This is a genomic window from Lentzea californiensis, assembly GCF_024648825.1.
Taxonomy (GTDB): domain Bacteria; phylum Actinomycetota; class Actinomycetes; order Mycobacteriales; family Pseudonocardiaceae; genus Lentzea; species Lentzea californiensis.
The window spans coordinates 436,134-461,626 of the sequence record NZ_JANBBE010000001.1 but is presented as its reverse complement, the minus strand read 5'-3'; the positions used below and the strand labels follow the sequence as shown (position 1 = coordinate 461,626).

Annotated in this window: 29 protein-coding genes; 25 read left to right on the top strand and 4 right to left on the bottom strand. The window is 68.0% G+C overall.

Features of this window, described 5'->3' with window-relative positions:
* Position 1: 1 nt before the first annotated feature.
* Positions 2-904: a 1,4-dihydroxy-2-naphthoyl-CoA synthase gene (locus tag LX88_RS02475; protein ID WP_090065956.1), complete on the bottom strand. Its 903-nt coding sequence runs from the start codon at positions 902-904 to the stop codon at positions 2-4.
* 72 nt (positions 905-976) lie between these two features.
* On the opposite strand from LX88_RS02475, the gene menD reads away from it, so the two are divergent.
* From menD to LX88_RS02430, 9 genes are all read left to right on the top strand, one after another.
* A complete protein-coding gene (gene menD / locus LX88_RS02470; RefSeq protein ID WP_258946236.1) occupies positions 977-2,548 on the top strand; it encodes a 2-succinyl-5-enolpyruvyl-6-hydroxy-3-cyclohexene-1-carboxylic-acid synthase in 1,572 nt (523 codons plus the stop codon).
* 54 nt (positions 2,549-2,602) lie between these two features.
* Positions 2,603-4,105: a M1 family metallopeptidase gene (locus LX88_RS02465; protein WP_258946235.1), complete on the top strand. Its 1,503-nt coding sequence runs from the start codon at positions 2,603-2,605 to the stop codon at positions 4,103-4,105.
* A 180-nt stretch (positions 4,106-4,285) separates the two neighbouring features.
* Positions 4,286-4,738: a hypothetical protein gene (locus LX88_RS02460; RefSeq protein WP_258946234.1), complete on the top strand. Its 453-nt coding sequence runs from the start codon at positions 4,286-4,288 to the stop codon at positions 4,736-4,738.
* Between the two features lie 9 nt (positions 4,739-4,747).
* Positions 4,748-5,284, top strand: coding sequence for a DUF3558 family protein (locus tag LX88_RS02455; RefSeq protein ID WP_258946233.1), 537 nt, complete (start codon positions 4,748-4,750; stop codon positions 5,282-5,284).
* Positions 5,285-5,307: 23 nt separating this feature from the next.
* A complete protein-coding gene (locus LX88_RS02450; RefSeq protein ID WP_258946232.1) occupies positions 5,308-6,567 on the top strand; it encodes a hypothetical protein in 1,260 nt (419 codons plus the stop codon).
* A gap of 11 nt (positions 6,568-6,578) precedes the next feature.
* On the top strand, positions 6,579-7,364 hold the full coding sequence (locus LX88_RS02445) for an SDR family NAD(P)-dependent oxidoreductase (protein ID WP_308203416.1): 786 nt from the start codon (positions 6,579-6,581) through the stop codon (positions 7,362-7,364).
* Between the two features lie 59 nt (positions 7,365-7,423).
* Positions 7,424-8,272 carry a helix-turn-helix domain-containing protein gene (locus LX88_RS02440; RefSeq protein ID WP_258946230.1) on the top strand — a complete coding sequence of 283 codons (849 nt, stop codon included), beginning with the start codon at positions 7,424-7,426 and terminating at the stop codon, positions 8,270-8,272.
* The gene (locus LX88_RS02435) at positions 8,187-8,423 is read left to right on the top strand and encodes a DUF397 domain-containing protein (protein WP_307789464.1); all 237 of its coding nucleotides are present in this window, start codon (positions 8,187-8,189) and stop codon (positions 8,421-8,423) included. The genes LX88_RS02440 and LX88_RS02435 overlap by 86 nt, the downstream gene beginning before the upstream one ends.
* A complete protein-coding gene (locus LX88_RS02430; RefSeq protein ID WP_258946228.1) occupies positions 8,420-8,959 on the top strand; it encodes a GrpB family protein in 540 nt (179 codons plus the stop codon). The genes LX88_RS02435 and LX88_RS02430 overlap by 4 nt, the downstream gene beginning before the upstream one ends.
* Here LX88_RS02430 and LX88_RS02425 read toward each other — a convergent pair.
* Positions 8,931-10,163: an isochorismate synthase gene (locus LX88_RS02425; RefSeq protein ID WP_258946227.1), complete on the bottom strand. Its 1,233-nt coding sequence runs from the start codon at positions 10,161-10,163 to the stop codon at positions 8,931-8,933. The two genes, LX88_RS02430 and LX88_RS02425, sit on opposite strands and share 29 nt — an antisense overlap.
* Positions 10,164-10,241: 78 nt before the next feature.
* Between LX88_RS02425 and LX88_RS02420 the strand changes: the two genes are divergently transcribed.
* From LX88_RS02420 to LX88_RS02390, 7 genes are all read left to right on the top strand, one after another.
* On the top strand, positions 10,242-10,673 hold the full coding sequence (locus LX88_RS02420) for a DUF3592 domain-containing protein (protein ID WP_258946226.1): 432 nt from the start codon (positions 10,242-10,244) through the stop codon (positions 10,671-10,673).
* Positions 10,674-10,682: 9 nt separating this feature from the next.
* Positions 10,683-11,621, top strand: coding sequence for a 1,2-phenylacetyl-CoA epoxidase subunit PaaA (gene paaA, locus LX88_RS02415; RefSeq protein WP_258946225.1), 939 nt, complete (start codon positions 10,683-10,685; stop codon positions 11,619-11,621).
* Complete coding sequence (gene paaB / locus LX88_RS02410) at positions 11,618-11,902, top strand: 1,2-phenylacetyl-CoA epoxidase subunit PaaB (protein WP_090065945.1); 285 nt, start codon at positions 11,618-11,620, stop codon at positions 11,900-11,902. The genes paaA and paaB overlap by 4 nt, the downstream gene beginning before the upstream one ends.
* Positions 11,899-12,783: a 1,2-phenylacetyl-CoA epoxidase subunit PaaC gene (gene paaC, locus LX88_RS02405; protein ID WP_090065944.1), complete on the top strand. Its 885-nt coding sequence runs from the start codon at positions 11,899-11,901 to the stop codon at positions 12,781-12,783. The genes paaB and paaC overlap by 4 nt, the downstream gene beginning before the upstream one ends.
* Positions 12,780-13,271: a 1,2-phenylacetyl-CoA epoxidase subunit PaaD gene (paaD, locus tag LX88_RS02400; RefSeq protein WP_258946224.1), complete on the top strand. Its 492-nt coding sequence runs from the start codon at positions 12,780-12,782 to the stop codon at positions 13,269-13,271. The genes paaC and paaD overlap by 4 nt, the downstream gene beginning before the upstream one ends.
* Before the next feature lies 1 nt (position 13,272).
* On the top strand, positions 13,273-14,331 hold the full coding sequence (paaE, locus tag LX88_RS02395) for a 1,2-phenylacetyl-CoA epoxidase subunit PaaE (protein ID WP_258946223.1): 1,059 nt from the start codon (positions 13,273-13,275) through the stop codon (positions 14,329-14,331).
* Between the two features lie 90 nt (positions 14,332-14,421).
* A complete protein-coding gene (locus tag LX88_RS02390; RefSeq protein ID WP_258946222.1) occupies positions 14,422-15,042 on the top strand; it encodes a hypothetical protein in 621 nt (206 codons plus the stop codon).
* Here the strand turns inward: LX88_RS02390 and LX88_RS02385 are convergent.
* Positions 15,027-15,863, bottom strand: coding sequence for an inositol monophosphatase family protein (locus tag LX88_RS02385; protein ID WP_258946221.1), 837 nt, complete (start codon positions 15,861-15,863; stop codon positions 15,027-15,029). The genes LX88_RS02390 and LX88_RS02385 overlap by 16 nt on opposite strands.
* Positions 15,864-16,007: 144 nt before the next feature.
* Here LX88_RS02385 and LX88_RS02380 point away from each other — a divergent pair, with 144 nt between their 5' ends.
* Genes LX88_RS02380 through LX88_RS02370 form a run of 3 tightly spaced genes read left to right on the top strand, consistent with a single transcriptional unit; the run spans position 16,008 to position 18,927 of the window.
* Positions 16,008-17,081: a glycosyltransferase family 4 protein gene (locus LX88_RS02380; protein WP_258946220.1), complete on the top strand. Its 1,074-nt coding sequence runs from the start codon at positions 16,008-16,010 to the stop codon at positions 17,079-17,081.
* Positions 17,078-18,175: a glycosyltransferase gene (locus tag LX88_RS02375; RefSeq protein ID WP_258946219.1), complete on the top strand. Its 1,098-nt coding sequence runs from the start codon at positions 17,078-17,080 to the stop codon at positions 18,173-18,175. Before LX88_RS02380 ends, LX88_RS02375 begins: the two co-directional genes overlap by 4 nt.
* Before the next feature lie 35 nt (positions 18,176-18,210).
* Positions 18,211-18,927 carry a demethylmenaquinone methyltransferase gene (locus tag LX88_RS02370; protein ID WP_258946218.1) on the top strand — a complete coding sequence of 239 codons (717 nt, stop codon included), beginning with the start codon at positions 18,211-18,213 and terminating at the stop codon, positions 18,925-18,927.
* A 70-nt stretch (positions 18,928-18,997) separates the two neighbouring features.
* Here the strand turns inward: LX88_RS02370 and LX88_RS02365 are convergent, their stop codons facing one another.
* Positions 18,998-19,960: a hypothetical protein gene (locus LX88_RS02365; protein WP_258946217.1), complete on the bottom strand. Its 963-nt coding sequence runs from the start codon at positions 19,958-19,960 to the stop codon at positions 18,998-19,000.
* Between the two features lie 218 nt (positions 19,961-20,178).
* On the opposite strand from LX88_RS02365, the gene LX88_RS02360 reads away from it, so the two are divergent.
* The 6 genes from LX88_RS02360 to nuoE all read left to right on the top strand — a co-directional run bounded on the left by LX88_RS02360 (position 20,179) and on the right by nuoE (position 25,487).
* The gene (locus LX88_RS02360; protein WP_258946216.1) at positions 20,179-21,444 is read left to right on the top strand and encodes a geranylgeranyl reductase family protein; all 1,266 of its coding nucleotides are present in this window, start codon (positions 20,179-20,181) and stop codon (positions 21,442-21,444) included.
* 265 nt (positions 21,445-21,709) lie between these two features.
* Positions 21,710-22,075 (top strand): NADH-quinone oxidoreductase subunit A, encoded by a 366-nt coding sequence (locus tag LX88_RS02355; protein WP_030478224.1) that lies wholly within the window; start codon positions 21,710-21,712, stop codon positions 22,073-22,075.
* A gap of 7 nt (positions 22,076-22,082) precedes the next feature.
* Complete coding sequence (locus tag LX88_RS02350) at positions 22,083-22,634, top strand: NuoB/complex I 20 kDa subunit family protein (protein WP_030478225.1); 552 nt, start codon at positions 22,083-22,085, stop codon at positions 22,632-22,634.
* Positions 22,631-23,380, top strand: a complete 750-nt coding sequence (locus LX88_RS02345; protein WP_258946215.1) for an NADH-quinone oxidoreductase subunit C — start codon at positions 22,631-22,633, stop codon at positions 23,378-23,380. The genes LX88_RS02350 and LX88_RS02345 overlap by 4 nt, the downstream gene beginning before the upstream one ends.
* Positions 23,377-24,774 (top strand): NADH-quinone oxidoreductase subunit D, encoded by a 1,398-nt coding sequence (locus LX88_RS02340; RefSeq protein WP_258946214.1) that lies wholly within the window; start codon positions 23,377-23,379, stop codon positions 24,772-24,774. The genes LX88_RS02345 and LX88_RS02340 overlap by 4 nt, the downstream gene beginning before the upstream one ends.
* Complete coding sequence (gene nuoE / locus LX88_RS02335) at positions 24,771-25,487, top strand: NADH-quinone oxidoreductase subunit NuoE (protein ID WP_258946213.1); 717 nt, start codon at positions 24,771-24,773, stop codon at positions 25,485-25,487. Before LX88_RS02340 ends, nuoE begins: the two co-directional genes overlap by 4 nt.
* Positions 25,488-25,493 lie beyond the last annotated feature (6 nt).

Sequence of the window (25,493 nt, the reverse complement as noted above, 5' to 3'; positions counted from 1 at the left end):
CTCAGAAGTAGTACGGGTAGTTCGACCAGTCAGGGGCGCGCTTCTCCAGGAACGAGTCACGGCCCTCGACCGCCTCGTCGGTCATGTACGCGAGCCGCGTCGTCTCGCCGGCGAAGATCTGCTGCCCGACCAGGCCGTCGTCGATCAGGTTGAACGCGTACTTCAGCATCCGCTGGGCGGTCGGCGACTTGCCGTTGATCTCACGGGCCCACTCCAGCGCCGTCGTCTCGAGCTCGGCGTGCGGCACGACCTCGTTGACCGCGCCCATCTTGTACATGTCCTCGGCGGAGTACGTGCGGCCGAGGAAGAAGATCTCGCGGGCGAACTTCTGCCCGACCTGCCGGGCGAGGTAGGCCGACCCGTAGCCGCCGTCGAACGAGCCGACGTCCGCGTCGGTCTGCTTGAACTTGGCGTGCTCGGCGCTCGCGATCGTGAGGTCGCACACGACGTGCAGGCTGTGACCGCCACCCGCGGCCCACCCCGGTACGACCGCGATGACGACCTTCGGCATGAACCTGATCAGCCGCTGGCACTCCAGGATGTGCAACCGCCCCGCGCGCGCCGGGTCGACGCTCTCGGCCGTCTCACCGGAGGCGTACTGGTAGCCGCTGCGACCGCGGATCCGCTGGTCACCGCCACTGCAGAAGGCCCAGCCGCCGTCCTTGGGGCTGGGGCCGTTGCCGGTCAGCAGCACGCACCCGACGTCGGACGACATCCGCGCGTGGTCCAGCGCCCGGTACAGCTCGTCCACCGTGTGCGGCCGGAACGCGTTGCGCACCTCGGGCCGGTTGAACGCGATGCGGACGGTGCCCTGGTCGAGCGCGCGGTGGTACGTGATGTCGGTGAAGTCGAAGCCCTCGATCGGCTTCCACAACGACGGGTCGAAGAGCTCCTGATCTGCCACGCACCAGACTCTAAGCTTCCGCTCCTGAGACCAGCGGGCGACCTCTCAGCGCGCTCCGGTGACAATTGGGGGATGAACCCGTCCACGACGCAGGCGAGGGTGATCGTCGACGAGCTGGTGCGCAACGGCGTGCGTCACGTCGTCCTGTGCCCCGGTTCGCGCAACGCCCCGCTGTCGTTCGCGCTGCACCAGGCCGAGCAAAAAGGCCTGCTCACGGTGCACGTGCGCATCGACGAGCGCAGCGGCGGATTCCTCGCTCTGGGCCTCGCGAAGACCGGTGAGCCGGCCGTGGTGACGTGCACGAGCGGCACCGCCGTCGCGAACCTGCACCCGGCCGTCATCGAGGCGCAGCTGACGAACGTGCCGCTGATCGCGCTGACCGCGGACCGCCCGGTCGACCTCTACCGCACCGGCTCCAGTCAGACGATCAACCAGCACGACGTCCTCGGCATCCCGACGCTGCACATGCCCGAGGGCGCCGGCGAGGCCGTGACGAGGTCGTTGATCTGCCGTGCCGTCGCCACGGACGGTCCGTCGCACGTCAACGTGCCCTTCCGGCCGCCTCTGACGCCGTCCGACGACCAGTGGCCCTCCTCGGACCGCGGCGCGTGGACGGAGACGGACCGCACGTTCACCGTCGAGACGCGGCCCTCCACGCTGCCCGCGCGCACGCTGGTGCTGCTCGGTGACGACCGCCCGGAACGGCTGCTGGAGGCCTCGCGGCTCGGCTGGCCGGTGATCGCCGAGCCGACCGCGCCCGGTGGCCTGCGGCACGGGTCGTTGCTGCTCAACGCGGGCCTGCCGGAGCACCTGCGGCCCGACGCGGTGCTCGTCGTCGGCCGCGTCACCCTGTCGAGGGGTCAGCAGACCCTGCTTGGAGCCGCTCCAATCGTGCACGCCGTGGGCGACCAGGCCCAGTGGCCGGACGTGCCGTTCACCGCCACGCGGGCCTCCACCTGGCTGCCGGAGCCCGCCGCGCTCGACGGCGAGTGGCTGCAGGCGTGGCAGAGCGCGGTGAAGAGCGTCAGCGTGGCCGTCGACGACCTGCTGGACGCCGCGCCGTGGCCGACCGGCCTGCACGTCGCGCGCGACCTGGTGCAGGCGATGCCGTCCGGTTCGCTGCTGTTCGTGGGCTCGTCGAACCCGATCCGGGACGTCGACTTCGCGTCCGAACGCCGCTCGGACGTCGTCGTGCACGCCAACCGCGGCGCCGCCGGCATCGATGGGAGCGTGTCCACGGCCATCGGGCTCGCCTGGCAGCACGAGGGCCCCGCGTACGCGCTGATGGGCGACCTGACGTTCCTGCACGACAGCAACGGCCTGCTCGCCGACCGCCTGCCGGACCTCACGATCGTCGTTCTCAATGACGACGGGGGCGGGATTTTCTCTTTGCTGGAACAAGGCGCCCCGGAGTACGGCGGAAGTTTCGAGAGGATTTTCGGCACTCCGCACGGGACTGATCTGACCGCTTTGTGCGCGGGCTACCGAATTCCGCACTCCACAGTGGACGACCAGGAGGAGTTCCGTAGCGCGATTGCGTCACCGAAGGGCCTCCAAGTGGTCGAAGTGCAGGCAAAACGTGACGAACTGCGCGCGTTGCACCAGCGTCTGAAGGCGACTGTGTCAAACGTTTTCAGCAGATAGGAAACATACGTAAGTCGGTGGCTCGTTCTTGATCGTCTGGATAGCGTCCGCCGCATGTCGATCAGAACCAAGGCGACGGCCGCGGTGGCGTCCGCGGCCGCGATGACGCTCTTCGCGGGGACGGCGCTGGCGGCGTCTCCAGGCGCTCCCGGCGTCGGCGACCCGTACTTCCCGACCTACGGGAACGGCGGGTACGACGTCTCCCACTACGACATCAGGCTCAACTACAACCCGAACGGCGACCAGCTCTCGGGCACCACGACCATCCTGGCCAAGGCCACGCAGGACCTCACGCAGTTCAACCTGGACTTCCTGCTCAAGGTGAAGTCGGTCCGGGTCAACAACGTGCCTTCCTCGTTCGTCTCCGACAACGGCGAGCTCACGCTCACCCCGCGCGGCGGCGTCCGCAAGGGCCAGGACCTGACGATCGTCGTCACCTACGCAGACTCGCCCTCCACCGTGAAGGACCGCAACGGCTTCACGGCGTGGACGAAGACCCCCGACGGCGCCCTGGCCATCGGCGAGCCGGAGATCTCGGCGTGGTGGTACCCGTCCAACGACCACCCGACCGACAAGGCCACCTTCGACGTCAACGTCGCCGTCCCGAACGGCGTCGAGGCGATCTCGAACGGCACGTTCGTCGGCCAGACCCGCCAGATCAACGGCTACACCCGCTGGAACTGGCGCAGCACCAAGCCGCAGGCGACCTACCTGACGTTCCTGACGATCGGCCAGTTCGAGATCCGCCAGTCGACCACCCCGTCGGGCCAGCCGTCGTTCAACGCGTACTCCGAGCGCCTCGGCGAACACGCCGACGCGGCCAAGGCGAGCGTCGAGCGCACGCCCGAGGTCACCGAGTTCCTGGCGGACAACTTCGGCCCGTACCCGTTCGAAGCGCAGGGCGGCGTCGTGACGCCGGACCTCGGCTACGCGCTGGAGAACCAGACCCGCTCGAACTACGACGACGCGTTCTTCCGGCGCGGCGCCAACACCTACGTCGTGGCGCACGAGATCGCCCACCAGTGGTTCGGCGACTCCGTGTCGGTCCACCACTGGCGGGACATCTGGCTGAACGAGGGCTTCGCCTCCTACGCCGAGTTCCTGTGGTCCGAGCACGTCGGTGAGGGCACGGCACAGGAGAACGCCGACTTCGTCTACGACTCCTACCCGGCCGACGACCCGTTCTGGCAGGTCCTGCCCGGCGACCCCGGCGCGTCGAACGTGTTCGACGGCGCCGTCTACGACCGCGGCGCGCTGGCCGTGCACGCCCTGCGCGTGGCAGTCGGCGACGAGAAGTTCTTCGAGATCCTGAAGACCTGGGCCGCCGAGAAGAAGTACTCGGACGCCACCATCGAGGAGTTCGCCGCGCTGGCGGAGCGGGTCTCCGGTCAGCAGCTCGACCAGGTCTTCCAGACGTGGCTGTTCACCAAGGGCAAGCCGGCACAGGCCCCCGGCCGTTCGGCCGACGTGGCGTCGAAGTCGCTGTCGGTCGCGGCGGAACCGAAGTCGCGCGCCAAGATCAAGCTGACGCACGAACTGCTGGACGCCCACAAGTAACTCGCTTTTCAACGAGCCGTGCAAGCCACCTTCGTGGCCTGCACGGCTCGTGACGTTCCACCCTGGATCGGGTGCTGTTCGTTAGTTCAAATGGGTGTAAGTAGTCGTACTGATCCGCTCCCCGGCCAACTTGCTTTACGGTCAAACGATAGATCGCAGTGCACGTGGGGGAGCGAACCTGTGACCGGTGAGAGCAGCGCACAGGAAAGCGCCCAGGCCTATGCCTTGGAGCGCTACTACGCGCAGTCCGGTGGCCCCTTGATGGGCATGATGACCGGTGGCGTCAGTACGATCATGGCCGCGGCCAAGTCGGTGCAAGCCGCCTCCGAGGCAGGTGCGCTCCAGCACGATCCGGAGGCCGTCGACAGCGCGATCAAGAAGCTGACCGACTTCGAGGCCGTGCTGGAGAAGATCCGTCGGCGGTCGAGGATTCTTGGCAGCAAGACCCCCTTGGGTGGCGGCTGCGCCGACGAAGTTGGAAATTTCAACAAAGCGATCGGTGAGATGGCCAGCCAAAAGGTGGTTCCGGACCTGATCGAGGCGATCCGTGAACTCAAGGCCCAGTTGGACAAGAGCCGCAAGTCCTACCGGAACGTGGAAGAGGGCACGTCCGGCACGTTCAAGCAACTCTGACAGGAAGTCATGAACCGCACACGAATCGCCGTCGCAGGGCTGGTCTTGTTCACCGCGGCGTGCAGCAGCAGTGTCACCGGCGGCGATGCCAAGCCCGGTACTACCTCGCAGACGCAGACCAGTGCGCCATCGAGTTCGTCGAGCAATGGAGCACTCGCCGGCTTGAAGCCCTGTGAACTGGTCACTGGTAGTGAAGCGAGCGGTCTCGGGCTCGGCTCGCCAGAACCACGCAGGGCGGCTGGTGCGGACACGTGCGAGTGGGAGAGCAACGAGTCCGGTGGACTTACCGTCGCCCTGAACGCCACCATCGGCGCAGAGAGTCTCGATTATGCGAGCAGCGACAAGAGTCCTTTGAAGGTCGGAAAGTACGACGGTTTCACCGCCAAGCCGAAAGTGGACAGCGGACTCTGTGACGTAGTGATCTCGGTGAGCGAGTCGTCCAGCGTGCAGGTGGTCGCCAGCGCGGACGTTGCAAACCGCAATCCAGCGAAAGCCTGCGAGCTCGCCCAAAAGTCGGCTGACTTCGTCGTCGCAAAGCTGCCCTGATCCAACCTCCTGGGAGATGACCGATGGCGTACGAGAGACCGCAGGCTCCGCAGCCGACCGCCAACTATCCGGCACACAGTCATTCCGCCATGCACAAGCAGGCGATGGACGGCAACGAACCGAGTCTGGCGGGTGAGATCGCGGCCGAGTGGAAGTCAATCTCGAACGAGCTGGTCAACGTCGCCGTCGGGCTCAACACCGTCGTCAACGGGTTGCGTGCGGGATGGACCGGCACTGCGGGCGCGGCGGCATCCCAGGCGCTGACGAAGGTCGGGAACTTCACCGACCAGCTGTCCACGTCGTTCTCGGCCACGAGTGGGGTCATCAACCGGCAGGTCGAAGCGGCGGAGTCGACGAAGAACAAGTTCCCGACCGAGGTTCCGTACAACCCGGGTCAGATGCTGAAGGACGCGGCGACCAGCCTCAACCCGTTCAAGATGGCGGCTGCACCGTTCGAGGTGCTGGCACAGCGGGAGAAGTCGCAGGCCGCGAAGCAGGAGGCCGAGCGAGTCATGCAGGAGCGGGACGACTCGCTCGCCGCCGCGGCCGCGGGGATGCCCACGTTCGAGGAAGCCCCGCAGTTGCCCAATGGCGACCAGGGCGTCACGACGACGAGCAGCACGACCTACGCGCACACCACGAACTCCGTGAATCCGCCTGCCCAGTTCGGAAACCCCGGTATCGGCACCCCGGCTGTCGGCACGCCAGGTACCGGTACTCCCGGCACCGCCAACCTGGGCAGCCCCGGCCTGAACAACGGCACCACCAACCCCTCGTGGGCCGCTCCGCTGGCCACCCAGCCCAACCCGCAGGGGAACAACCAGCTTCTCAACGGTGGCAATCCGAACGACCGCAAGCCGTTCACGCCCGGTCCCGGCCTGATCCCACCCGGCCTCAGGCCGAACGACCCGCGCGCCGCCGGTCGTGGCGGCGGCGGGTCCGGCGGAGCGGGCCGTGGTGCACCAGGCGCAGGCGGTCGCGGCGCAGGCGGATTCGGTGCCGGAAGTGCTGGAGGCGCCGGGTCGGCGGCAGGACGCGGCAGCTTCGGCCCCTCGAATCCCGGTGGTGCCGCTGGAGTCGCCCACGGTCCGGAAGGAACCGCACGTGGTGGCGCAAGCGGTACAGGCCGGGCCGGTACCGCAGGTGCAGCCGGAGCAGGTGGCGCGGGTGCCGGTGCAGGCAACGGCGAAGAGGACAAGGAACACAAGTCGAACTACCTCGTGCCCACGGACGAGTACTTCGACGACGACCGGATGGTCGCGCCGCCGGTGATCGGTGGCTGACAGGGAAGTCGGTGGCCAACAACGTCGACGGCGGGCACGATCAACGAGTGCAAACTCGTGTCGCGCTCGTCACCGGTGCCGGTTCCGGAATCGGCGCAGGAACAGCCAAAGCCTTGGCCGCTCAAGGCCATCACGTAGCCGTGGTCGACGTCAACGACCGCGCACACGCCGTCGTCGGCCAGATCGAGGAATCCGGCGGAACAGCCCTGGCGGTGCTGGCCGACATCAGCGACCCGGACGCCGTCACCCAGGCCGTGGACGAGGTGACGGCGAAGCTGGGCCCGGTCGAGATCCTGGTCAACAACGCCGGCTTCGCCAGGGACAACATGGTCCTCGACATGCCGCTGGCCGACTGGGACGCCGTGATGAACACCCACCTCCGCGGCAGCTTCCTGATGCTCAAGGCCACCGCGCCGGCCATGCGCGACGCAGGCTGGGGCCGAGTCGTCAACATCTCCAGCATCTCCGCGCTGGTGGACGACGACCGCGCCAACTACGTCGCCGCCAAGGCGGGCCTGGAGGGCTTCACCCGAGCCACCGCCCTCGACCTGGCCCCGTTCGGCATCACCGTGAACGCGATCGGCCCCGGCGTGGTGGTGACCGAGATGACCAAGGTGTCCGCCGCCCGTGCGGGCCGCACGCTCGACGAACACATCGAGGTGCAGCGGAAGTCGATCCCGCGAGGCCGCGTCGGCACGCCACACGACATCGCACGCGCGGTGCTGTTCTTCGCGGCGGAGGACGCCGACTACGTGACGGGCCAGGTCATCTACGTCAGCGGAGGGCCGCACGGCTGATCCGTTTTCACCCGAACGAAGCCGTATCGTGGAACGACTCCAAGTCATAACTTCGGTGGATGGCCCAAAGCACCCCATCCACCGCGTACAGCCGGGATCTAGGCGATGAGCTGCGGCGACTGCGCGAGACCTGCACCGATCTCAAGGGGCACGAGGTGGCCGCCCGCCTCGGCTGGGACCCCAGCAAGGTCTCGACCATCGAGCACGGCAAGGCCCGGCCCAGCGAGATCGACCTGGTCCAGTTCCTGACGATGTGCGGCAAGGACATCGACTACTTCGAGGACTTCAAACGCCGCTACCGCAACGCCTTCGACGAGTACATCGTGCAGTTGCCAGGCAACCTGCGCACGGTCGCGATGGCAGAGTCCACAGCCGCGAAGATCTTCAGCTACAACACGCTCACGGTGCCCGGCCTCGTGCAGACATCGAGGTATGCCGAGTGCCTTTGCCGCGCGACCGGGATGATCCTCGAAGAGCAGATTGCGTCGTTGGTCCAGGCCCGGATGGACCGCCAGGCAATTTTGAAGAAACACGATCGGCCGACTTGCTTGTTCTACATCCATGAGCTGGCGCTGCAACAGCGATTCGGCGACGACCAAGTCATGGCGGATCAGTACCTCCAGCTGATGTTCAACGCGCACATCGTCCGGATCGTGTCTGCCGACGTGCTCGTCAACTCGGCCGGAATCCTGCTTTGGGAGTACGACAAGGCGATGCCGATCGCCTACACCGAGACCGACCTGACCCAGGTGTTCGTGCAGGATCGAGGCGCTATAGCGCGGACCAGACTGATCTTCGATCGTTTGGCCGAGGTTGCCTTGGATGAGGAACAATCGCGGAGGAAGCTGGCGGAGTACGTCAACCTGCCGCGAGAGGATCTCGATGCCCCAGGACCGCGCTTGGCGTAAGAGCAGCTACAGCAACGGCACGCCGGAAGGTGAGTGTGTCGAGGTCTCACTCGCCCAGGATGCACGAGTTCGTGACTCGAAGAACGAGGCCGGTGAGGTGCTGACCTTCAGCACCTCCGCCTGGCGTGCGTTTCTCGACAAGGTCCAGTGAAAGAGGAAGCGCCGGCCTGGGCGTACGAGCGGGCAGAGGTGCGCCCGCACGATCCCCGATGGGCTGTCCGCGCACAGACCGAGGCAGCCGGGCTGACCGAGTTGCTCGCGCCCTGGCTGGTCGACGGCATCGAACACGTCGGATCGACCGCCGTCCCAGGCCTGGCCGCCAAACCGGTCATCGACCTGATGGCCTCGATGACCGGCCTCGACACCGAAGCGACCGAACTCCTCGTCGCCCACGGCTGGGCCTACGTGCCCCCAGAACTCGACAACCGCCCGTGGCGCCGCTTCTTCGTCAAACCAGACCAGGCAGGTCAACGACGAGAAGCCCACCTGCACCTGATCCAGGCAGGCCACGAACGGTGGACCGACCAGATCCGCTTTCGCGACGCCCTGAGAAAAAACCCCGAACTAGCGCACGAGTACGAAGCCCTGAAACGCCAACTAGCCGACCAAACCGGTCACGACCGTGAGGCGTACACGGAGGGCAAGGCGGAGTTCGTGGCTAAAGCCCTTCAAGGGCCTCACGCATAGGCCGCATCTTGGCGTGCGCTTCCTGCACCTCGATGTCGGGATCCGAGTCGGCGACCAGCCCGCAGCCGGCGAACAGCCGAGCCGTAGACCCGGAGAGCTGCGCACACCGCAGTGCGATCCCGAGCTCACCGTCGCCGTTCCCGTCGATCCACCCGACGGGCCCGGCGTACCGCCCGCGGTCCATCCCCTCCAGCTGGGAGATCAGCCAGGTCGCGTCCAGCCGTGGCGTACCGCCGACGGCGGCGGTCGGGTGCACGGCCTCGCCGAGGTGCAGCAACGAGGTGGAGGACTCGAGGGTTCCGATCACATCGGAAGACAGGTGCGAGACGTTGGGCAGCCGCAGCACGGAAGGCCCCTCGACCGACATGGTCGCGCAGAACGGCCGAAGAGTGTCCGCGAGAGAGCGGACCGCGTAGTCGTGCTCTTCGAGGTTCTTCTCCGACGACATCAGTGCCGCGGCCAGTTCCTCGTCCGAGATGCCGTCGTGCGGCCAGGTCGTGCCGGCCAGCACCCGCGAGTCCACGACGGAGCCGGTCCTGCGCAGCAGCAGTTCGGGGGTCGCGCCTACCAGGCCGTCGACGGCGTAGGCCCAGCACTCCGGGTAGCGCCGCGCGAGGCCCTGCAGCACGAACCGCTGGTCCAGCGGCTTGTCCGTCAGCGCCACGAGGTCGTGTGCCAGCACCACCTTGTCCAGGTCGCCCGCGCGCATCCGCACGACGGCCTCGCGCACGGCTTCGCGGTACTGCGTGACCGGCAGCTGTCCGTTCGCGTAACGCACTGAGGATGGGCGCGAGAGAGGTTCGACGTATGGCGCCGGGTCTGAGGCGCCGATCGTGGTGACCCATTGCTCGCCGTTGCGCCGGCCGACGACGACCTCGGGCACGATCAGCACCGAGTTGCCCGGTGCGTCGGCGAAGGCCATCGAGACGAACGCCACGGGGCCGCTGCCCGGCACGCCCAGTTCGTCGTCCACGTCGAGGTGTGCGCAGAACTCCTGCCACCACTTGTCGGCCTGCTCGAACCGGTCCGGGCCGCTGACCTCCAGACGAGCTGCCTCACCCCAGCCGACCAGGCCGGACCCATCGCGTACCCAGGCCAGGGCGTGCTCCGGGGTCGGCAGCAGTCCGAGCAGGTCACCGGCGGTGTCCCGCTTCGACCGGACGCGGATTCGCTGCCGTTCTCGCGATGTCGGTGCTGAGGTCACGCTTCGACTGTATGGACATCAACCTGAAAGCGCGGCATCCGCCCGGCTCTAGACTTCTCAGTTGTGGTGGAGGACGCAGTGACCAAGACGCCCCGCGGTGTACGCGTCCGCCGTGCGGTCTGCAAAGCATTGTTCGTCGTCGGTGGGGTGATCACGCTCGTGTGCGTGCTTCTGCCCATTGCCTGCTGGCGTGACGACGTGGCCATCGAGCGGTCGATGGGGCAGGCGGTCGCGCAGGTCGACTCCGTGTCCTTCAACCGGACCGTTGTGCGCTACGCCACACCGGACGGGCGCGTGATCATCCCGTCGCAGGGCGTGCTGTACCCGGCGGGGCTCAACGTCGGGGACAACGTGCGGGTCGAGTACGACCAGACGAACCCCGAACTCACGCGCGTCGCCGGCCGGACGGCGGTGCTCAGCCTGCTTCCCGTCGGAACCTTCCTCGTGTCCGTCTGGATCGTCATCGCAGCGGTTGTGACAGTTCTACGCAGATTCGGCACTCGGGTGTAACATCGAGGCATGGCGGATGACCTGGAGCTGCGCTTCGAGCGCACTGTGCAGTCCGAATCGCGCATCGAGCCGCGCGACTGGATGCCCGACGGCTACCGCAAGACCCTGATCAGGCAGATCGCCCAGCACGCGCACTCCGAGATCATCGGGATGCAGCCGGAGGGCAACTGGATCAGCCGCGCGCCCTCGCTGCGGCGCAAGGCGATCCTGCTGGCCAAGGTGCAGGACGAAGCTGGACACGGCCTTTACCTGTACTCGGCGACCGAGACGCTCGGCGCCGACCGCGAGGACCTGACGACCAAGCTCATCGAGGGCCGCCAGAAGTACTCCTCGATCTTCAACTACCCGACGCTCACGTTCGCCGACGTCGGCGTGATCGGCTGGCTGGTCGACGGCGCCGCGATCTGCAACCAGGTGCCGCTGTGCCGCACGTCCTACGGGCCGTACGCGCGCGCCATGATCCGCATCTGCAAGGAAGAGTCGTTCCACCAGCGCCAGGGCTACGAGCTCCTGATGACGATGATGCGCGGCACCCAGCAGCAGCGCGACATGGTCCAGGACTCGGTGAACCGCTGGTGGTGGCCGGCGCTGATGATGTTCGGCCCGCCGGACGCCGAGTCCACGAACACCGAGCAGTCCATGGCGTGGCGGATCAAGCGCGACACCAACGACGAGCTGCGGCAGAAGTTCGTGAACATGAGCATGCCGCAGGCCGAGGCGCTCGGCGTGACGTTCCCGGACCCCGAGCTCGAGTGGAACGCCGACCGCGGCGAGTACGACTTCGGTCAGCCCGACTGGGACGAGTTCTGGCAGGTCGTCAAGGGTGGCGGCGTCTGCAACGAGCAGCGCATCGCCCACCGCCGCAAGGCGCACGAGGACGGTGCGTGGGTCCGTGAAGCCGCGGCCGCGCACGCCGCGAAGCACGCACGTAAGGAAGGTGCCGCGTGAGCACGTCTTGGCCGCTGTGGGAAGTGTTCGTGCGCGGCAAGCGCGGGCTGAACCACGTGCACGTCGGTTCGCTGCACGCGCCGGACGCCGAGATGGCGCTGCGCAACGCCCGTGACGTCTACACGCGTCGCAACGAGGGCGTGTCGATCTGGGTGGTGCCCGCGACGGAGATCACCGCCTCCTCGCCGGACGAGAAGGACCCGTTCTTCGCGCCCGCGGGGGACAAGGTCTACCGGCACCCGACGTTCTACGCGATCCCCGAGGACGTGCCGCACCTATGAGCTTCGACAATGCCTACGAGTCCTTGCTGGGCGGCGAGGACGCGCACTGGGCGTTCGGGACGGGCTTCTCGGAGGCCCTCTCCGGCGTCAACCGCGAGTTCCCCGCGGGCGTCGACCGCGAGGCCCTCGCCGCGTACTGCCTGATGCTCGGCGACGACGCGTTGATCTTCTCGCAGCGCCTCTCGGAGTGGTGCTCGCGCGCTCCGGAGCTGGAAGAGGACATCGCACTCGCCAACATCGCGCTGGACCTGCTCGGCCAGGCCCGCATGCTGCTGACGCGCGCCGGTGAGGTGCTCGGCCGTGACGAGGACGCCCTGGCGTACCTGCGCGACGAACGCGAGTTCCGCAACGTCCACCTGGCCGAGATCGACTGCGGTCCCGGCCCCGGTGGCGACTTCGCGGCGACGATCGCGCGCCTGCTGGTGTTCTCGTCGTGGCGTCTCGCGCTGTTCTCGCGCCTGCGCGGCTCGGCCGACCCGGTCCTCGCCGCGATCGCCGAGAAGGGCCTCAAAGAGCTCGCCTACCACCGCGACCACGCAGCCCAGTGGACCGTTCGCCTCGGTGACGGCACCGACGAGTCGCACCGCCGCATGCAGGCTGGACTTGAGCGCGTGTGGCCGTTCGTGGACGAGCTGTTCGCGACGCACGCGGTCGAGGTCGCGCTGGCCGGTGTCGCGGTCGATCCCGCGTCGCTGCGGTCCGAAGTGGACGGTGTGCTGGAGGCGGTGCTGAGTGCCGCCGGTCTCACGCGTCCCACCGACACCCGTGCCGCCCGTGTGGCGGGCATGGCGGGCCGCGACGGCGTGCACACCGAGGCCATGGGCTACCTGCTCGCCGAGATGCAGCACCTGCACCGCTCGCTGCCGGGAGCGGTCTGGTGACGACGGCACTGGAGGTCGCGTCGGCCGTGCGGGACCCGGAGCTCCCGGTCCTCACGCTCGCCGACCTCGGCGTGCTGCGCGACGTCCGCGAAGAGGACGGTCGCGTCGTCGTCACCATCACCCCGACCTACTCCGGCTGCCCCGCGATCGACGAGATGGGTGCTGACCTGCGCCGATCGTTGGTCGGCGCAGGCTACTCGGACGTCGAGGTGCGCCTGTCGCTGTCCCCGGCCTGGACCACGGACTGGATCAGCGACGAAGGCCGTTCGAAGCTGGCCGCCGCCGGCATCGCGCCGCCGTCCCGCATCGGTCCGGCGGTCGCGGGTCCGGTGCCGCTGAACCTCGTGCCGCCGTCACGCCAGGTCGCGTGCCCGCAGTGCGGTTCGCTCAACACCTCGGAGATTTCTCGGTTCGGCTCGACCGCGTGCAAGGCCCTGCGCCGCTGTCACGCCTGCGCCGAACCGTTCGAGCACGTCAAGGAGATCTGAGTTGTCGTCGCCCAAAATTGGAAAGCGAGGGGCCGCCTTCCACAAGCTGACCGTCGCCCGCGTCGACCGCCTCTGCGACGACGCCGTGGCCGTCACCTTCGACGTGCCCGGTGACCTCTCGGACGAGTTCGCCTTCGCGGCCGGCCAGTACCTGACCCTGCGCCAAGGCGACGAACGCCGTTCGTACTCGATCTGCGCGCCGGCGGGTTCAGCTCCGCGAATCGGCGTGCGCCGCGTCGACGGCGGTCAGTTCTCCACCTGGCTCGTGGACCGCGTGGCCCCCGGTGACGTGCTCGAAGTCCTGCCGCCGCTGGGCAAGTTCACGCCGTCCGGCACGGGCACGCACCACGGCCTGGTCGTCGCGGGCTCCGGCATCACCCCGGCGCTGTCGATCGCCGCCACGGTCCTGGCCACCGGTGCCCGCGTGACGCTGATGTACGGCAACCGCAGCACCAACACGGTGATGTTCGCCGATGAACTGGCCGACCTGAAGGACCGCTACCCGGCCACGTTCCAGCTGATCCACGTCCTGTCCCGCGAACCGCGCGACGTCGAGCTGTTCACCGGCCGCCTGACCGCAGCGAAGCTGACGGCCCTGTTCGGCAGCGTTGTGCCGTTCGACGCCATCGACGAGTGGTGGCTGTGCGGCCCCTACGAGATGGTGCAGGACGCCACGGCCGTGCTGCGGGATCGCGGCGTGCCCACCGACCGCGTGCACCACGAACTCTTCTACGTGGACGAGCCGCCGCCCCCTCCGCGCCGTGCGGAGGCCGTCATCGACGCCGCCGCCTCGGTCACGGTCGTGCTGGACGGCAAGTCGACCACGCTGCCGTTGCCCGCCGGCGAACCGATCCTGGACGCCGCCCAGCGCGTCCGCGCCGACCTGCCGTTCGCCTGCAAGGGCGGGGTGTGCGGCACGTGCCGGGCTCTGGTGACCGAGGGCAGTGTCGAGATGCGGCGCAACTACGCGCTCGACGAGTCCGAGGTGGCGGCCGGGTTCGTGCTGACCTGTCAGGCGCTGCCGACCAGCGAGTGCGTGACGGTGGACTTCGACGCCTGATCGGGGCACGAGGTTCCGGACCTGACAGAACAGCTTCGTCACCTCAGGAAATGCCCGCACCACCTGTCCGGGCATGGCACCATCGAGGACATGGGAGTCGTCGTCCGCTCAGCGCTCTGGGGTGCCACCATCGGCACCCTGCTGATGGGCGCCCTCATCATGGTCATCGAGTTGACGTCGCAGGATGACAAACCCTCCTCGGCGTTCATCACGTTCCTCGCGCTCCTCATGGTCTCTTTCATGATGGGCGCGATTCCCGGCGCGGTCGTCGGTACCGTCGTCGGCCTCGTCCGGCGCTCCGTGCAGCGTCCACAGCAGATGCCGCGGCCGATGCACCCGCCGATGCCGCAGCAGCCCTACGACATGTGGTCCGACCTGGTCGAACGGTGCGCCGCGTCCACGCGCAGGGTCGCGGCGGCGATCCAGACCGTGCCGAACTCACCGGCCAAGGACTGGCTGTGGAAGATCAGCGGGCAGCTGACCAAGGAGCTCGACGACGTGCGCGGCATCGCGCAGCTCGGGCGGGCGCTCGGTTCGGTAGACCGGCAGCACCCGGTCTACCAGCGGTTGCTCAAGGCCTCGCACGACTTCCACCAGTTCGAGAACGAGGTCGGGCGCGTGGCGCTGCAGATGTTCGACCACCCCGGGCTCGACGAGGCGCGCACGCACCTCGAAATGCTCGAAAGGCAGCTCCCTCAGCTCTCGGCCTGAAGCGCCGACTGCCACCATCCCAGGACCTCGTCCGCCGCTTCAGGAGCCGCGACGAGCAGTCCGTCCACGGGTAGTTGGGCGCCCTCGCCGCGTCGGTCGAGCACGACCGCACCCGACTCCACGGCCAATGACACCGCTCCAGCGACATCCCACTCGTGGTAGCCGTGCAGCACAGCGGCTGCGACGTGACCCAACGCCACCTGTGCGACGGCGAGCGCTTTCGAGCCGAGAACGCGCACACCCGTGCCGGCTATCGCTGCCGTGGAGATGAACTCACCCATGCCCGGCCACGGGCCGGAACGGGTCATCTCGGTGCACACGACGAGGGAGTCGCCTTGTCGTTCGGTCAGGCGGACCGGCGTGCCGTTCGCGCGCATGCCACGGCCGCGTGCGGCGGCGTAGATCTGCGAGCGGTACGGGTCGGCGACGACGCCGACGACGGGTCCCCAGCGGTCCACCAGCGCGAGGCTGTAGGCACACCAGGGCATGCCCGCCGTGTAGTTCGCGGTGCCGTCGACGGGGTCGACGACCCAGCGGAACTCCGAGTCGCTCGGGGCGTCCCCGTCGTCGGAGTTCTCGCAGAAGACGGGGATGTCGGGGAACTCGGCGGTGAGCACGCGCCGGGTGTGGCGTTCCAGGGTGCGGTCGGTGTCGGTGACCCAGTCGAACGGCGACTCGCCGGAGTCGGGACGCACGCCGCGGCCGGCGGTGGCCATGATGAGGTCCGAGGCGTCGTTCGCCAGGCGACCGGCCACTTCCAGCGCGATGGACACCAGGCCGGGCTCTACCGGGTGCGCGGGGCGGGACGACAAGACGGTCATGCTGGCCTAGTTTCACCGCGCCGGATGTCCGGCAGCCCAAGCGGAGATGACGAATCGACGATCACCTGGCCACGACGTGAGGTGTTCCGTCCGCGTCAAATCTGAGGTCACGCGGACTTCATGCGGGCACCTCATGGTGTCCCTGTGCGCGTAGCGATCGTGACCGAGAGCTTCCTGCCCCAGGTGAACGGTGTCACCAACTCGGTGCTCCGGGTCCTGGAGCACCTGCGCCGCAACGGACATCAGGCGATGGTCGTTGCGCCGGGCGCGGGTGCCGACGAGCACCACGGCACGCCCGTCGTCAGAGTCTCCGCCGTCGACGTGCCCATGGTGACGAGTCTCCCCATCGGTGTGCCGAGCCCGAGAGTGCTCCACGCCCTCGCCGACTTCCAGCCCGACGTGGTGCACCTCGCGTCGCCGTTCGTGCTCGGCGCGTACGGCCTCAGAGCCGCGCGCAAGCTCGACGTGCCGACCGTCGCCGTCTACCAGACCGACGTGGCCGGTTTCGCGGGCAACTACGGCCTGGGTCTCACGAAACGCGCCGCGTGGCGCTGGACCAGACGCCTGCACTCGCTCGCCGACCGCACGCTCGCCCCGTCGAGCTCGGCGGTGGAGGCGCTGGAACGGCACGGCGTCCCGCGCGTGCACCGGTGGGGCAGGGGCGTGGACATCGACCTCTTCCACCCGCGTCCGCGGCACAACGACGAGCTGACCATCGGTTACGTCGGCCGCCTCGCGCCGGAGAAGCAGGTCAGCCGGCTCAAGGAGCTGCACGACCTGCCGGGCGTGAAGCTGCGGATCGTCGGCGACGGACCAGACCGCGAGCAGCTCGAAAAGGACATGCCGGACGCGGAGTTCCTGGGCTTCCGCACCGGGCAGGAGCTCGCGGAGGCCTACGCGTCGTTGGACGTCTTCATCCACACGGGCCCGCACGAGACGTTCTGCCAGGCCGTGCAGGAGGCGCTGGCAACGGGCCTCCCGGTGCTGGCCCCGAACGCGGGCGGCCCGCGTGACCTGGTCAGGCACGGCCGCACCGGGTACCTCTTCGAACACGACATCGCCCAGTACGTGGACCTGCTGCGAGACCCGGTGCTGCGCAGGCGGTTCGGTCTCGCGGCCCGCAAGTCGGTGCTCACCCGCACCTGGCCCGCCATCTGCGACCAGCTGATGGGCCACTACGCGGCAGTCATCGGACTCACCCACCAGGCGGCCGCTTGAGAATCGTCCAGCTCGCCAACTTCTACGGCCCCAAGTCGGGCGGCCTCCGCACGGCGCTGCACCACCTCGGCACCGGCTACGCGCAGGAGGGCCACGAGGTGGTGCTCGTCGTACCGGGCGACCACCACGCCGACGAGGGACTGCCCGGTGGCGTGCGCCGGATCACCCTGCCCGCGGTGAAGGTCCCGTACACCGGCGGCTACCGGGTGGTGGACCCGTGGCGGGTCAAGTCGTTGGTGGAACACCTCAGGCCCGACCGCCTGGAGGTCTCCGACCGGCTCACCCTGCGCGGCATGGGCGCGTGGGCGACCGAACGAGGCATCCCGAACGTCGTGATCTCCCACGAACGCCTGGACCGCCTGCTCGGGTTCGTGCTGCCCGCGACCCCGGCCGAACGCGGCGCCGACTGGGCGAACCGCCGCATGGCCGCCTCCTACGACACCGTCGTCTGCACGACGGCCTTCGCCCGCGAGGAGTTCGACCGCATCGGTGCCACCAACGTCACGCAGGTACCGCTGGGCGTCGACCTGGCCACCTTCACCCCCACACGCCACTCCGCCTCGTTGCGACAGGACCTGTTGCGAGGTAGCAAAAACCTGCTGATCCACTGTGGACGGCTGTCGCCGGAGAAGCACGTCGAGCGTTCCGTCGACACCCTGGCCGAACTACACGACCAGGGCCACTCCGCACGCCTGGTGATCGCCGGCGACGGCCCGCGCCGCTCGTTCCTGGAGAAGCGCGCGGCGGGCCTGCCGGTGACGTTCCTGGGCTTCGTGAACTCACGCCTGGACGTGGCCTCCCTGCTCGCCTCGGCGGACCTGTCGCTGGCACCGGGCCCGCACGAGACGTTCGGCCTGGTCGCCCTGGAGGCCCTGGCCAGCGGCACCCCGGTCGTCGTCAGCCGCAGCAGCGCCCTGAAGGAGATCGTCCAGCCGTCCTGCGGCGCGGCCGTCTCCGACGACGCGCCCGCCTTCGCCTCAGCTGTTCGGCACCTGCTGGCATCGGGTTCCCGGGAGGCTGCTCGTGCCCGCGCGGAGGAATACCCGTGGCACGCGGCGGTGGACGGCATGCTCAGCGCCCTGAAGGTGCCCTGAAGAAGATCTCAGCGGCGCTGACTTAGTCTCTAGTCATGTCGCGAGCCGGCCTGGACAAGAACCCCCGCGAGGTAGCCGAGATGTTCGACGGCGTGGCCAAGGGCTACGACCGCACGAACTCGGTCATGACGCTGGGCTTCGACCGCCGCTGGCGGGAGTGGAGCAGGCGAGTCCTCGACGCCCGCCCGAACGAGAAGGTCCTCGACCTCGCCGCGGGCACCGCGGTCTCGACCGTCGAGTACGCCGCGTCCGGTGCCTGGTGCGTCGCCGCGGACTTCTCCGTGGGCATGCTCGCCTCAGGCGCCCACCGCCGAGTCCCGAAGGTGGCCGCCGACGCCCTGCGTCTGCCCTTCAAGGACAACTCCTTCGACGCCGTCACGGTGTCCTTCGGCATCCGCAACTTCAACGACACCGTCGTGGCCCTCCGCGAAATGGCGCGCGTCACCAAGCCGGGCGGCCGCATGGTCATCTGCGAGGTCTCGACGCCGGTCTGGAAACCGTTCCGCGTCGTCTACATGCGCTACCTGCTCAAACTGCTGCCGCTCATCGCGAAGTTCGTGTCTTCCAACCCCGCCGCCTACTCCTACCTGTCGGAGTCCATGGCGACCTGGCCGGACCAGCGCACGCTCGGCGAGCTCATCTCGCAGGCGGGCTGGGAGGACGTGGCCTGGTTCAACCTGACCGGCGGCATGGTGGCCCTGCACCGCGCGACCAAGCCGAAGCCGAAGGCCGAAGAGCCAGCCGAGTCGTAGTTGCTCTGCCTCTGCCTCACGCGGGGCCCTCCCGTACCGACATGCAGTACGAAAGCGCCCCGCGTGCCGCTCAAACAGGCCGCCACAGCGTCGCGCTGACGTTCGGACGTGGACGCTGCGCAGCCACGTTGTAGGCGCCACGCAGCTCTGCCAGGACCTTCGCGGGCTCTTTCTTCAGACGCGAGGGAACCGTGTGCACGGTCATCACGCCGTTGGCGAGCAGCGCGGAATGTTGAGCCATCGTGTGCGCGTAGTCCTTCGGGGAAAGGTGAAACTCCATCGAGTCGATCTGCCATGCCAGCCCGACTTCCTCCCACCACGCGTCGACGATGGCCAGCTGGCATCCGGTAGCTGACCTGATCAGGACGTTCCATGTGGGCGCGGGCAGAGCGGTGTGCCTGATCAACGAACGTGACCACGCTTCCGCCGCGGACCGGACGCCGTCGCTGATCTCCTCCAACACACGCCGAGGCAGAGCCGTGCCGCCCAACCGGAGATCCCGCAACTCGGCCGCGACGTCCTCGGCGGAGCAGAGCTGTTTCTGCACGGCGTCCGCGATGAAGGCTCGAACCACGTCGAGACGGGACTCCCGCCGGGCTGCGTCGATGAGTGCGCGGTTGAGGGTGGCCACCGGAAAACCGTTGATCATGCTGCCCGTCCAAGGACGATTCGTGCGTTCGACGAGCATGGAACCCTGGCTGGTGACCCGGCGCCCGTGAGGGACCAGGACATGGATTCGCTGATCGTCCGGAGTACGCCGGACGCCATGGAGCCGCAAGGCCTCCAACCCGGTCAGGAACGTAAGCGGACCTGCTCTCAGCAGAGCACCCCGAACCAGTTGGCTGCGGCTCGGTGATCCGCCGGTGAGCAGGTACACGCCGAGGAACAGACGTGTCCAGCCGCCCCCTGGGCGGCACTTGTGGGCCAGGGTGCTGCCGCTGAAGCCGAGGCCCAGCAGGTCACGACGGGTCGCGACCCCGTCTTCGAACCAGTCGCTCAGCACCGCGTAATCGATGGACCGCTTCTTCACCATCTGACCAATCATCGATACACGGCGGCACAGCTCAAGCGGCATTGATCAACATGTGGACAACTCGCGATCTTGAAAGGCACGCGGGGCGCTTTCGTACTGTCATGCGGTACGAGAGGGCCCCGCGTGTTGAAGCGGCGGGAGCGGCTGGCAGCTGGTCTCAGCAACGTCCGGTTAGAGTCGCCAGCAGAAGCTGTGACCGGTACACGCAGGGAGTCTGGATGAGCAGGCGCGGGATCAACGAGGACGCCGACGTCATCGTGGTGGGTGCTGGACCGGCGGGCTCGACCGCTGCCACCTACCTCGCCAGGGCGGGCCTCGACGTCCTCCTCCTGGAGAAGAGCACCTTCCCCCGGGAGAAGGTCTGCGGCGACGGCCTCACGCCCCGGGGCGTCAAGCAGCTCATCGACCTGGGCATCGACACCCGCGAGAGCAACGGCTGGCTGCACAACAAGGGTCTGCGCGTCGTGGGCGGCGGCGTGACGATGGAGCTGGACTGGCCGGACCTGGCCACGTTCCCGAACTACGGTGTCGTGCGTCCTCGCCTGGACTTCGACGAGATGCTCGCGAACGCCGCGAAGGCGGCCGGTGCGCGCATGCACGAGCACACGACGGTCACGAAGGCCATCGTCGAGAACGGCCGGGTCGTGGGCGTGGAGGCGAAGCAGGGACCGGAAAAGAACCCGGTCACCTACAAGGCCCCCATCGTCGTCGGGTGTGACGGTGTGTCAGCGCGTCTGGCACTGAGCATCGGCCTGCAGAAGGACGACGACAAGCCGATGGGCGTGGCGGTGCGCCGCTACTACAACAGCCCGCGCACCAAGGACGACTACCTCGAGTCGCACCTCGAGCTGTGGGCGCCGGACGGGCAGTTGCTGCCCGGTTACGGCTGGATCTTCGGCATGGGCGACGGCAGCGTGAACGTCGGCCTGGGCATTCTCAGCACGTCGAAGGCCTACGGCACCACCGACTACCGGCAGTTGCTGCGCAGCTGGCTGGACGGCACGCCGGAGGAGTGGGGCTTCCGCGAGGAGAACGCGACGAGCCGGATCGGCGGCGCGGCGCTGCCCATGGGGCTCAACCGCAAGCCGCACTACCGGGCGGGCATGCTGCTCGTCGGCGACGCCGGCGGCATGGTCAACCCGTTCAACGGCGAGGGCATCGGTTACGCCATGGAGTCGGCGAAGATCGCCTCCGAGTCGGTCGTGCAGGCGCTCGCGCGCACCGGCGTCAACCGTGAACGGGCGCTGCACGGCTACCCGGTCCGCATCGAGGAGGCGCTCGGCAGTTACTACCGGCTCGGGAACGTCTTCTCGAAGCTCATCGGTAACCCGGCGATCATGCGGACCGCAACGAAGTACGGAATGCCGCGGAAACGCCTGATGAAACTCGTGCTCAAGCTCCTGGCGGGCCTCTACGACCCCAAGGACGGCGACTCAATGGACCGCCTGATCGTGGCCGCCACGAAGCTCGCTCCCAGCGCGTAAATTACTCCGAATAGGTGACGGCACCGGCTCAATACGAGCCGGTGCCGTTTCGCATGTGTCGGGCAAGTTAAACGCGCAGGTCAGACCCTGTGATCTAGGTCATTTACAGGCGTTCTACACTGGCGAGCGAGCTTGTGAATCACTTCACAACAGTGTGATCAAGCTTGTGAACTGTTTCACAAGCGTTTGTTAGGTTCGCCTAACAAACGTGCTGCAGAACAACACCCTTAGGGTGCGGGCGACCGCGAGGAAAGGACGACGGAGCGTGCTTGACCCTTACCTCCCCCTCGTATTGATGTTCGCGCTCGCCGGGGCGTTCGCACTGTTCTCGGTGACCGCGGCTCCCTACATCGGACCGCGCCGCTACAACAAGGCGAAGCTCGACGCGTACGAGTGCGGCATCGAGCCGAGCCCGCAGCCGGTGGTCGGTGGTGGGCGCATGCCCGTCGCCTACTACCTGACGGCGATGCTGTTCATCTTGTTCGACATCGAAATGGTCTTCCTCTACCCGTTCGCCGTAGCGGCCGACAAGCTCGGCCTGTTCGGGCTGGTGGAGATCGTCCTGTTCGTCGCCACGGTCGGCTTCGCGTACGTCTACGTGTGGCGTCGCGGCGGCCTCGACTGGAACTGAGGAAGTCATGGGTCTCGAGGAGAAGCTCCCGAACGGCATCCTGCTGGTCAGCGTCGAGAAGCTGGTCAACTGGACCCGCAAGTCCTCGCTCTGGCCTGCCACCTTCGGCCTGGCCTGCTGCGCCATCGAGATGATGACGACGGGTGGTCCGCGTTACGACCTGGCCCGCTTCGGCATGGAGGTCTTCCGGGCCTCACCGCGCCAGGCGGACCTGATGATCGTGGCCGGCCGCGTCACCAACAAGATGGCGCCGGTGCTGCGGCAGATCTACGACCAGATGCCCGAGCCGCGCTGGGTGCTGGCCATGGGCGTGTGCGCCAGCACTGGCGGCATGTTCAACAACTACGCGGTGGTGCAGGGCGTCGACCACGTCGTGCCCGTCGACATGTACCTGCCGGGCTGCCCGCCGCGGCCGGAGATGCTGATCGACGCGATCCTCAAGATCCACGCCAAGATCATGGACGAGCCGCTGGGCGCCGTGCGCGCCAAGGCACTCGCCGACTCGGGCTACCGCACCGATCTCATCCCGTCGTCCGAGCGTTTTGCGAGGAAGAAGTGACCGAGCCAGGGGGAGAGCACTCCAGCGTCAACCGCGCTGGAGAGGACCTCGAGAAGACCAACCCGACCGAGGCGAAGGCGAAAGCGCCGATCCTCGCGGGCAAGGAGCGCCAGGGCCTCTTCGGCGTCACCGGCTCCGGTGACACGTCCGGCTTCGGTGGCCTGCGCCTGCCCGCCCACGTGGCTGCTCCGTCGGAGCGCCCGTTCGGTGGCTGGTTCGACGAGGTCGCGGACGAGCTGTTCTCCGCGATCGCGGAGAAGGGCCTGCCCGCCGACACGGTGCAGCAGGTGACGGTCGACCGCGGCGAGATCACCTTCTACCTCAGGCCGGAGACGCTGCTGGAGGTCGCGCGGATCCTGCGCGACACGCCGTCCCTGCGCTTCGAGCTCTGCAGCTCCGTCTCCGGTGTGGACTACGGCGCCGACGTGCCGCAGCGCCTGCACTCGGTCACGCACCTCACGTCGATGACGTACCGCCGCCGCATCCGGCTGGAAGTCGCCGTCGACGTCGAGCACCCGCACGTGCCGAGCCTCGTCGAGGTCTACCCGACGGCGGACTGGCAGGAGCGCGAGGCCTGGGACATGTTCGGGATCATCTACGACGGTCACCCCGGACTGACCCGCATCCTCATGCCGGACGACTGGGACGGACACCCCCAGCGCAAGGACTACCCGCTGGGCGGCATCCCGGTGGAGTACAAGGGCGCGGAGATTCCTCCGCCGGACCAGAGGCGGTCCTACTCATGACCGAGCGGCTTTCCGACGTCACCACCGGCACCGACACCAGTGCGACCGGCAGCGACAGCACGGACGACGTCAACACCCGCACCGAGACTCCCGAGATCGCGGACTCCCGGAAGACCACCGAGGGCACCGTCTACACGGTGACCGGCGGCGACTGGGACGAGGTGCTCGCGGACGCGGTCCACGACGAGCGCATCGTCATGAACCTCGGCCCGCAGCACCCCTCGACCCACGGCGTGCTCCGCCTGATCCTGGAGCTCGAGGGCGAGACGGTCACCCACGCCCGCAGCGTGATCGGCTACCTGCACACCGGTATCGAGAAGAACGTCGAGTACCGGAACTGGGTCCAGGGCGTCACCTTCGTGACGCGCATGGACTACCTGGCGCCTCTGCACAACGAGGCCGCGTACTGCATGGCCGTCGAGAAGCTGCTCGGCGTCACGGTGCCGGACAAGGCGCAGGCGGTCCGCGTGCTGCTGATGGAGCTCAACCGCATCAGCTCGCACCTCGTCGCGCTCGCCACCGGCGGCATGGAGCTCGGCGCCCTCACCGGTATGACCTCCGGCTTCCGCGAGCGTGAGGAGACCCTGCACCTGCTGGAGCACCTCACCGGTCTGCGGATGAACCACGCGTTCATCCGTCCCGGCGGCCTCGCGCAGGACCTGCCGGCCGACGCGGTCGAGAAGATCACCGCGTACGTCAAGGTCATGGAGAAGCGGCTCCCGGACTACGACAAGCTGCTCACCGGCCAGCCGATCTGGCGCAACCGCCTCGCGGGCGTGGGCTACCTGCCCGTCGACGCCTGCCTCGCGCTCGGCATCACCGGCCCGATCCTGCGCTCCGCCGGCCTGGCCTGGGACCTGCGCAAGATCGAGCCGTACTGCGGCTACGAGAACTACCAGTTCGACGTGCCGACCTCGAACGCCGCGGACAGCTTCGCGCGGTACCTGCTGCGCCTGGAAGAGATGCACCAGTCGCTGCGGATCATCAAGCAGGTCGTGAAGAGCCTGCCGACCGGTCCGGTGATGGTCGAGGACGCGAAGATCGCGTGGCCCGCGCAGCTCACGATCGGCAGCGACGGCATGGGCAACTCGCTCGAGCACGTCCGCAAGATCATGGGCCAGTCCATGGAGTCCCTGATCCACCACTTCAAGCTGGTGACCGAGGGCTTCAAGGTTCCGGCGGGCCAGGTGTACGTGCCGATCGAGTCGCCGCGCGGCGAGCTCGGCTACCACATCGTCTCCGACGGCGGCACGAGGCCGATGCGCGTGCACGTCCGCGAACCAAGCTTCGTGAACCTCCAGTCGATGCCCGCGATGTGCGAGGGCGGCATGGTCGCCGACGTGATCGCGTCCGTCGCCTCGATCGACCCCGTGATGGGTGGTTGCGACCGATGACTCAGGCACAGGAAACCGCTTTCGACCAGTCCACTGTGGACAAGGCGCAGGCGATCGTCGCCCGTTACCCGCAGGCCCGCAGCGCGCTGCTGCCGATGCTGCACCTGGTGCAGTCGGTCGAGGGCTACGTCTCCCAGGACGGCATCCGGTTCTGCGCCGGACAGCTCGACCTGAGCGAGGCCGAGGTCAGCGCGGTCGCGACGTTCTACACGATGTACAAGCGCCGCCCGTGCGGTGAGCACCTGGTCAGCGTCTGCACGAACACGCTGTGCGCGGCCCTGGGCGGCGACGAGATCTACTCGACGCTCAAGAGCCACCTCGGCGTGGGCCACGACGAGACCGCGGGTGAGCCGGGCACGCCGGGCTCGATCACGCTGGAGCACGCCGAGTGCCTCGCCGCGTGCGACCTCGGCCCGGTGCTGCAGGTGAACTACGAGTTCTACGACAACCAGACGCCGGACAAGGCCCTGGGACTCGTGAAGGCGTTGCAGTCGGGGGAGAAGCCCGCCCCGACGCGCGGCGCCCCGCTCACCGACTTCAAGCAGGCCGAGCTCCAGCTCGCCGGGTTCTTCGAGGGGCGCGACGCCGACCTCGACGGCCCGTCGGCGGCGCCGGAGACGCTGGCCGGTGCGCAGATCGCCAAGGAACGCGGCTGGGACGCGCCGAACACGCCGTCCAACGCCGAGTTCCCTGCCCTGCCGGAAAAGAAGTAGGGAAGA

Coding starts and splice junctions, on each gene's coding strand:
- LX88_RS02370 (WP_258946218.1), top strand. CDS start 18,211: ATGTCGCGAGCCGGCCTGGACAAGAACCCCCGCGAGGTAGCCGAGATG.
- LX88_RS02365 (WP_258946217.1), bottom strand. CDS start 19,960: ATGGTGAAGAAGCGGTCCATCGATTACGCGGTGCTGAGCGACTGGTTC.
- LX88_RS02350 (WP_030478225.1), top strand. CDS start 22,083: ATGGGTCTCGAGGAGAAGCTCCCGAACGGCATCCTGCTGGTCAGCGTC.
- LX88_RS02390 (WP_258946222.1), top strand. CDS start 14,422: ATGGGAGTCGTCGTCCGCTCAGCGCTCTGGGGTGCCACCATCGGCACC.
- menD (WP_258946236.1), top strand. CDS start 977: ATGAACCCGTCCACGACGCAGGCGAGGGTGATCGTCGACGAGCTGGTG.
- LX88_RS02360 (WP_258946216.1), top strand. CDS start 20,179: ATGAGCAGGCGCGGGATCAACGAGGACGCCGACGTCATCGTGGTGGGT.
- LX88_RS02385 (WP_258946221.1), bottom strand. CDS start 15,863: ATGACCGTCTTGTCGTCCCGCCCCGCGCACCCGGTAGAGCCCGGCCTG.
- paaC (WP_090065944.1), top strand. CDS start 11,899: ATGAGCTTCGACAATGCCTACGAGTCCTTGCTGGGCGGCGAGGACGCG.
- paaA (WP_258946225.1), top strand. CDS start 10,683: ATGGCGGATGACCTGGAGCTGCGCTTCGAGCGCACTGTGCAGTCCGAA.
- LX88_RS02435 (WP_307789464.1), top strand. CDS start 8,187: ATGAGGAACAATCGCGGAGGAAGCTGGCGGAGTACGTCAACCTGCCGC.
- LX88_RS02440 (WP_258946230.1), top strand. CDS start 7,424: ATGGCCCAAAGCACCCCATCCACCGCGTACAGCCGGGATCTAGGCGAT.
- LX88_RS02465 (WP_258946235.1), top strand. CDS start 2,603: ATGTCGATCAGAACCAAGGCGACGGCCGCGGTGGCGTCCGCGGCCGCG.
- LX88_RS02450 (WP_258946232.1), top strand. CDS start 5,308: ATGGCGTACGAGAGACCGCAGGCTCCGCAGCCGACCGCCAACTATCCG.
- LX88_RS02455 (WP_258946233.1), top strand. CDS start 4,748: ATGAACCGCACACGAATCGCCGTCGCAGGGCTGGTCTTGTTCACCGCG.
- LX88_RS02340 (WP_258946214.1), top strand. CDS start 23,377: ATGACCGAGCGGCTTTCCGACGTCACCACCGGCACCGACACCAGTGCG.
- nuoE (WP_258946213.1), top strand. CDS start 24,771: ATGACTCAGGCACAGGAAACCGCTTTCGACCAGTCCACTGTGGACAAG.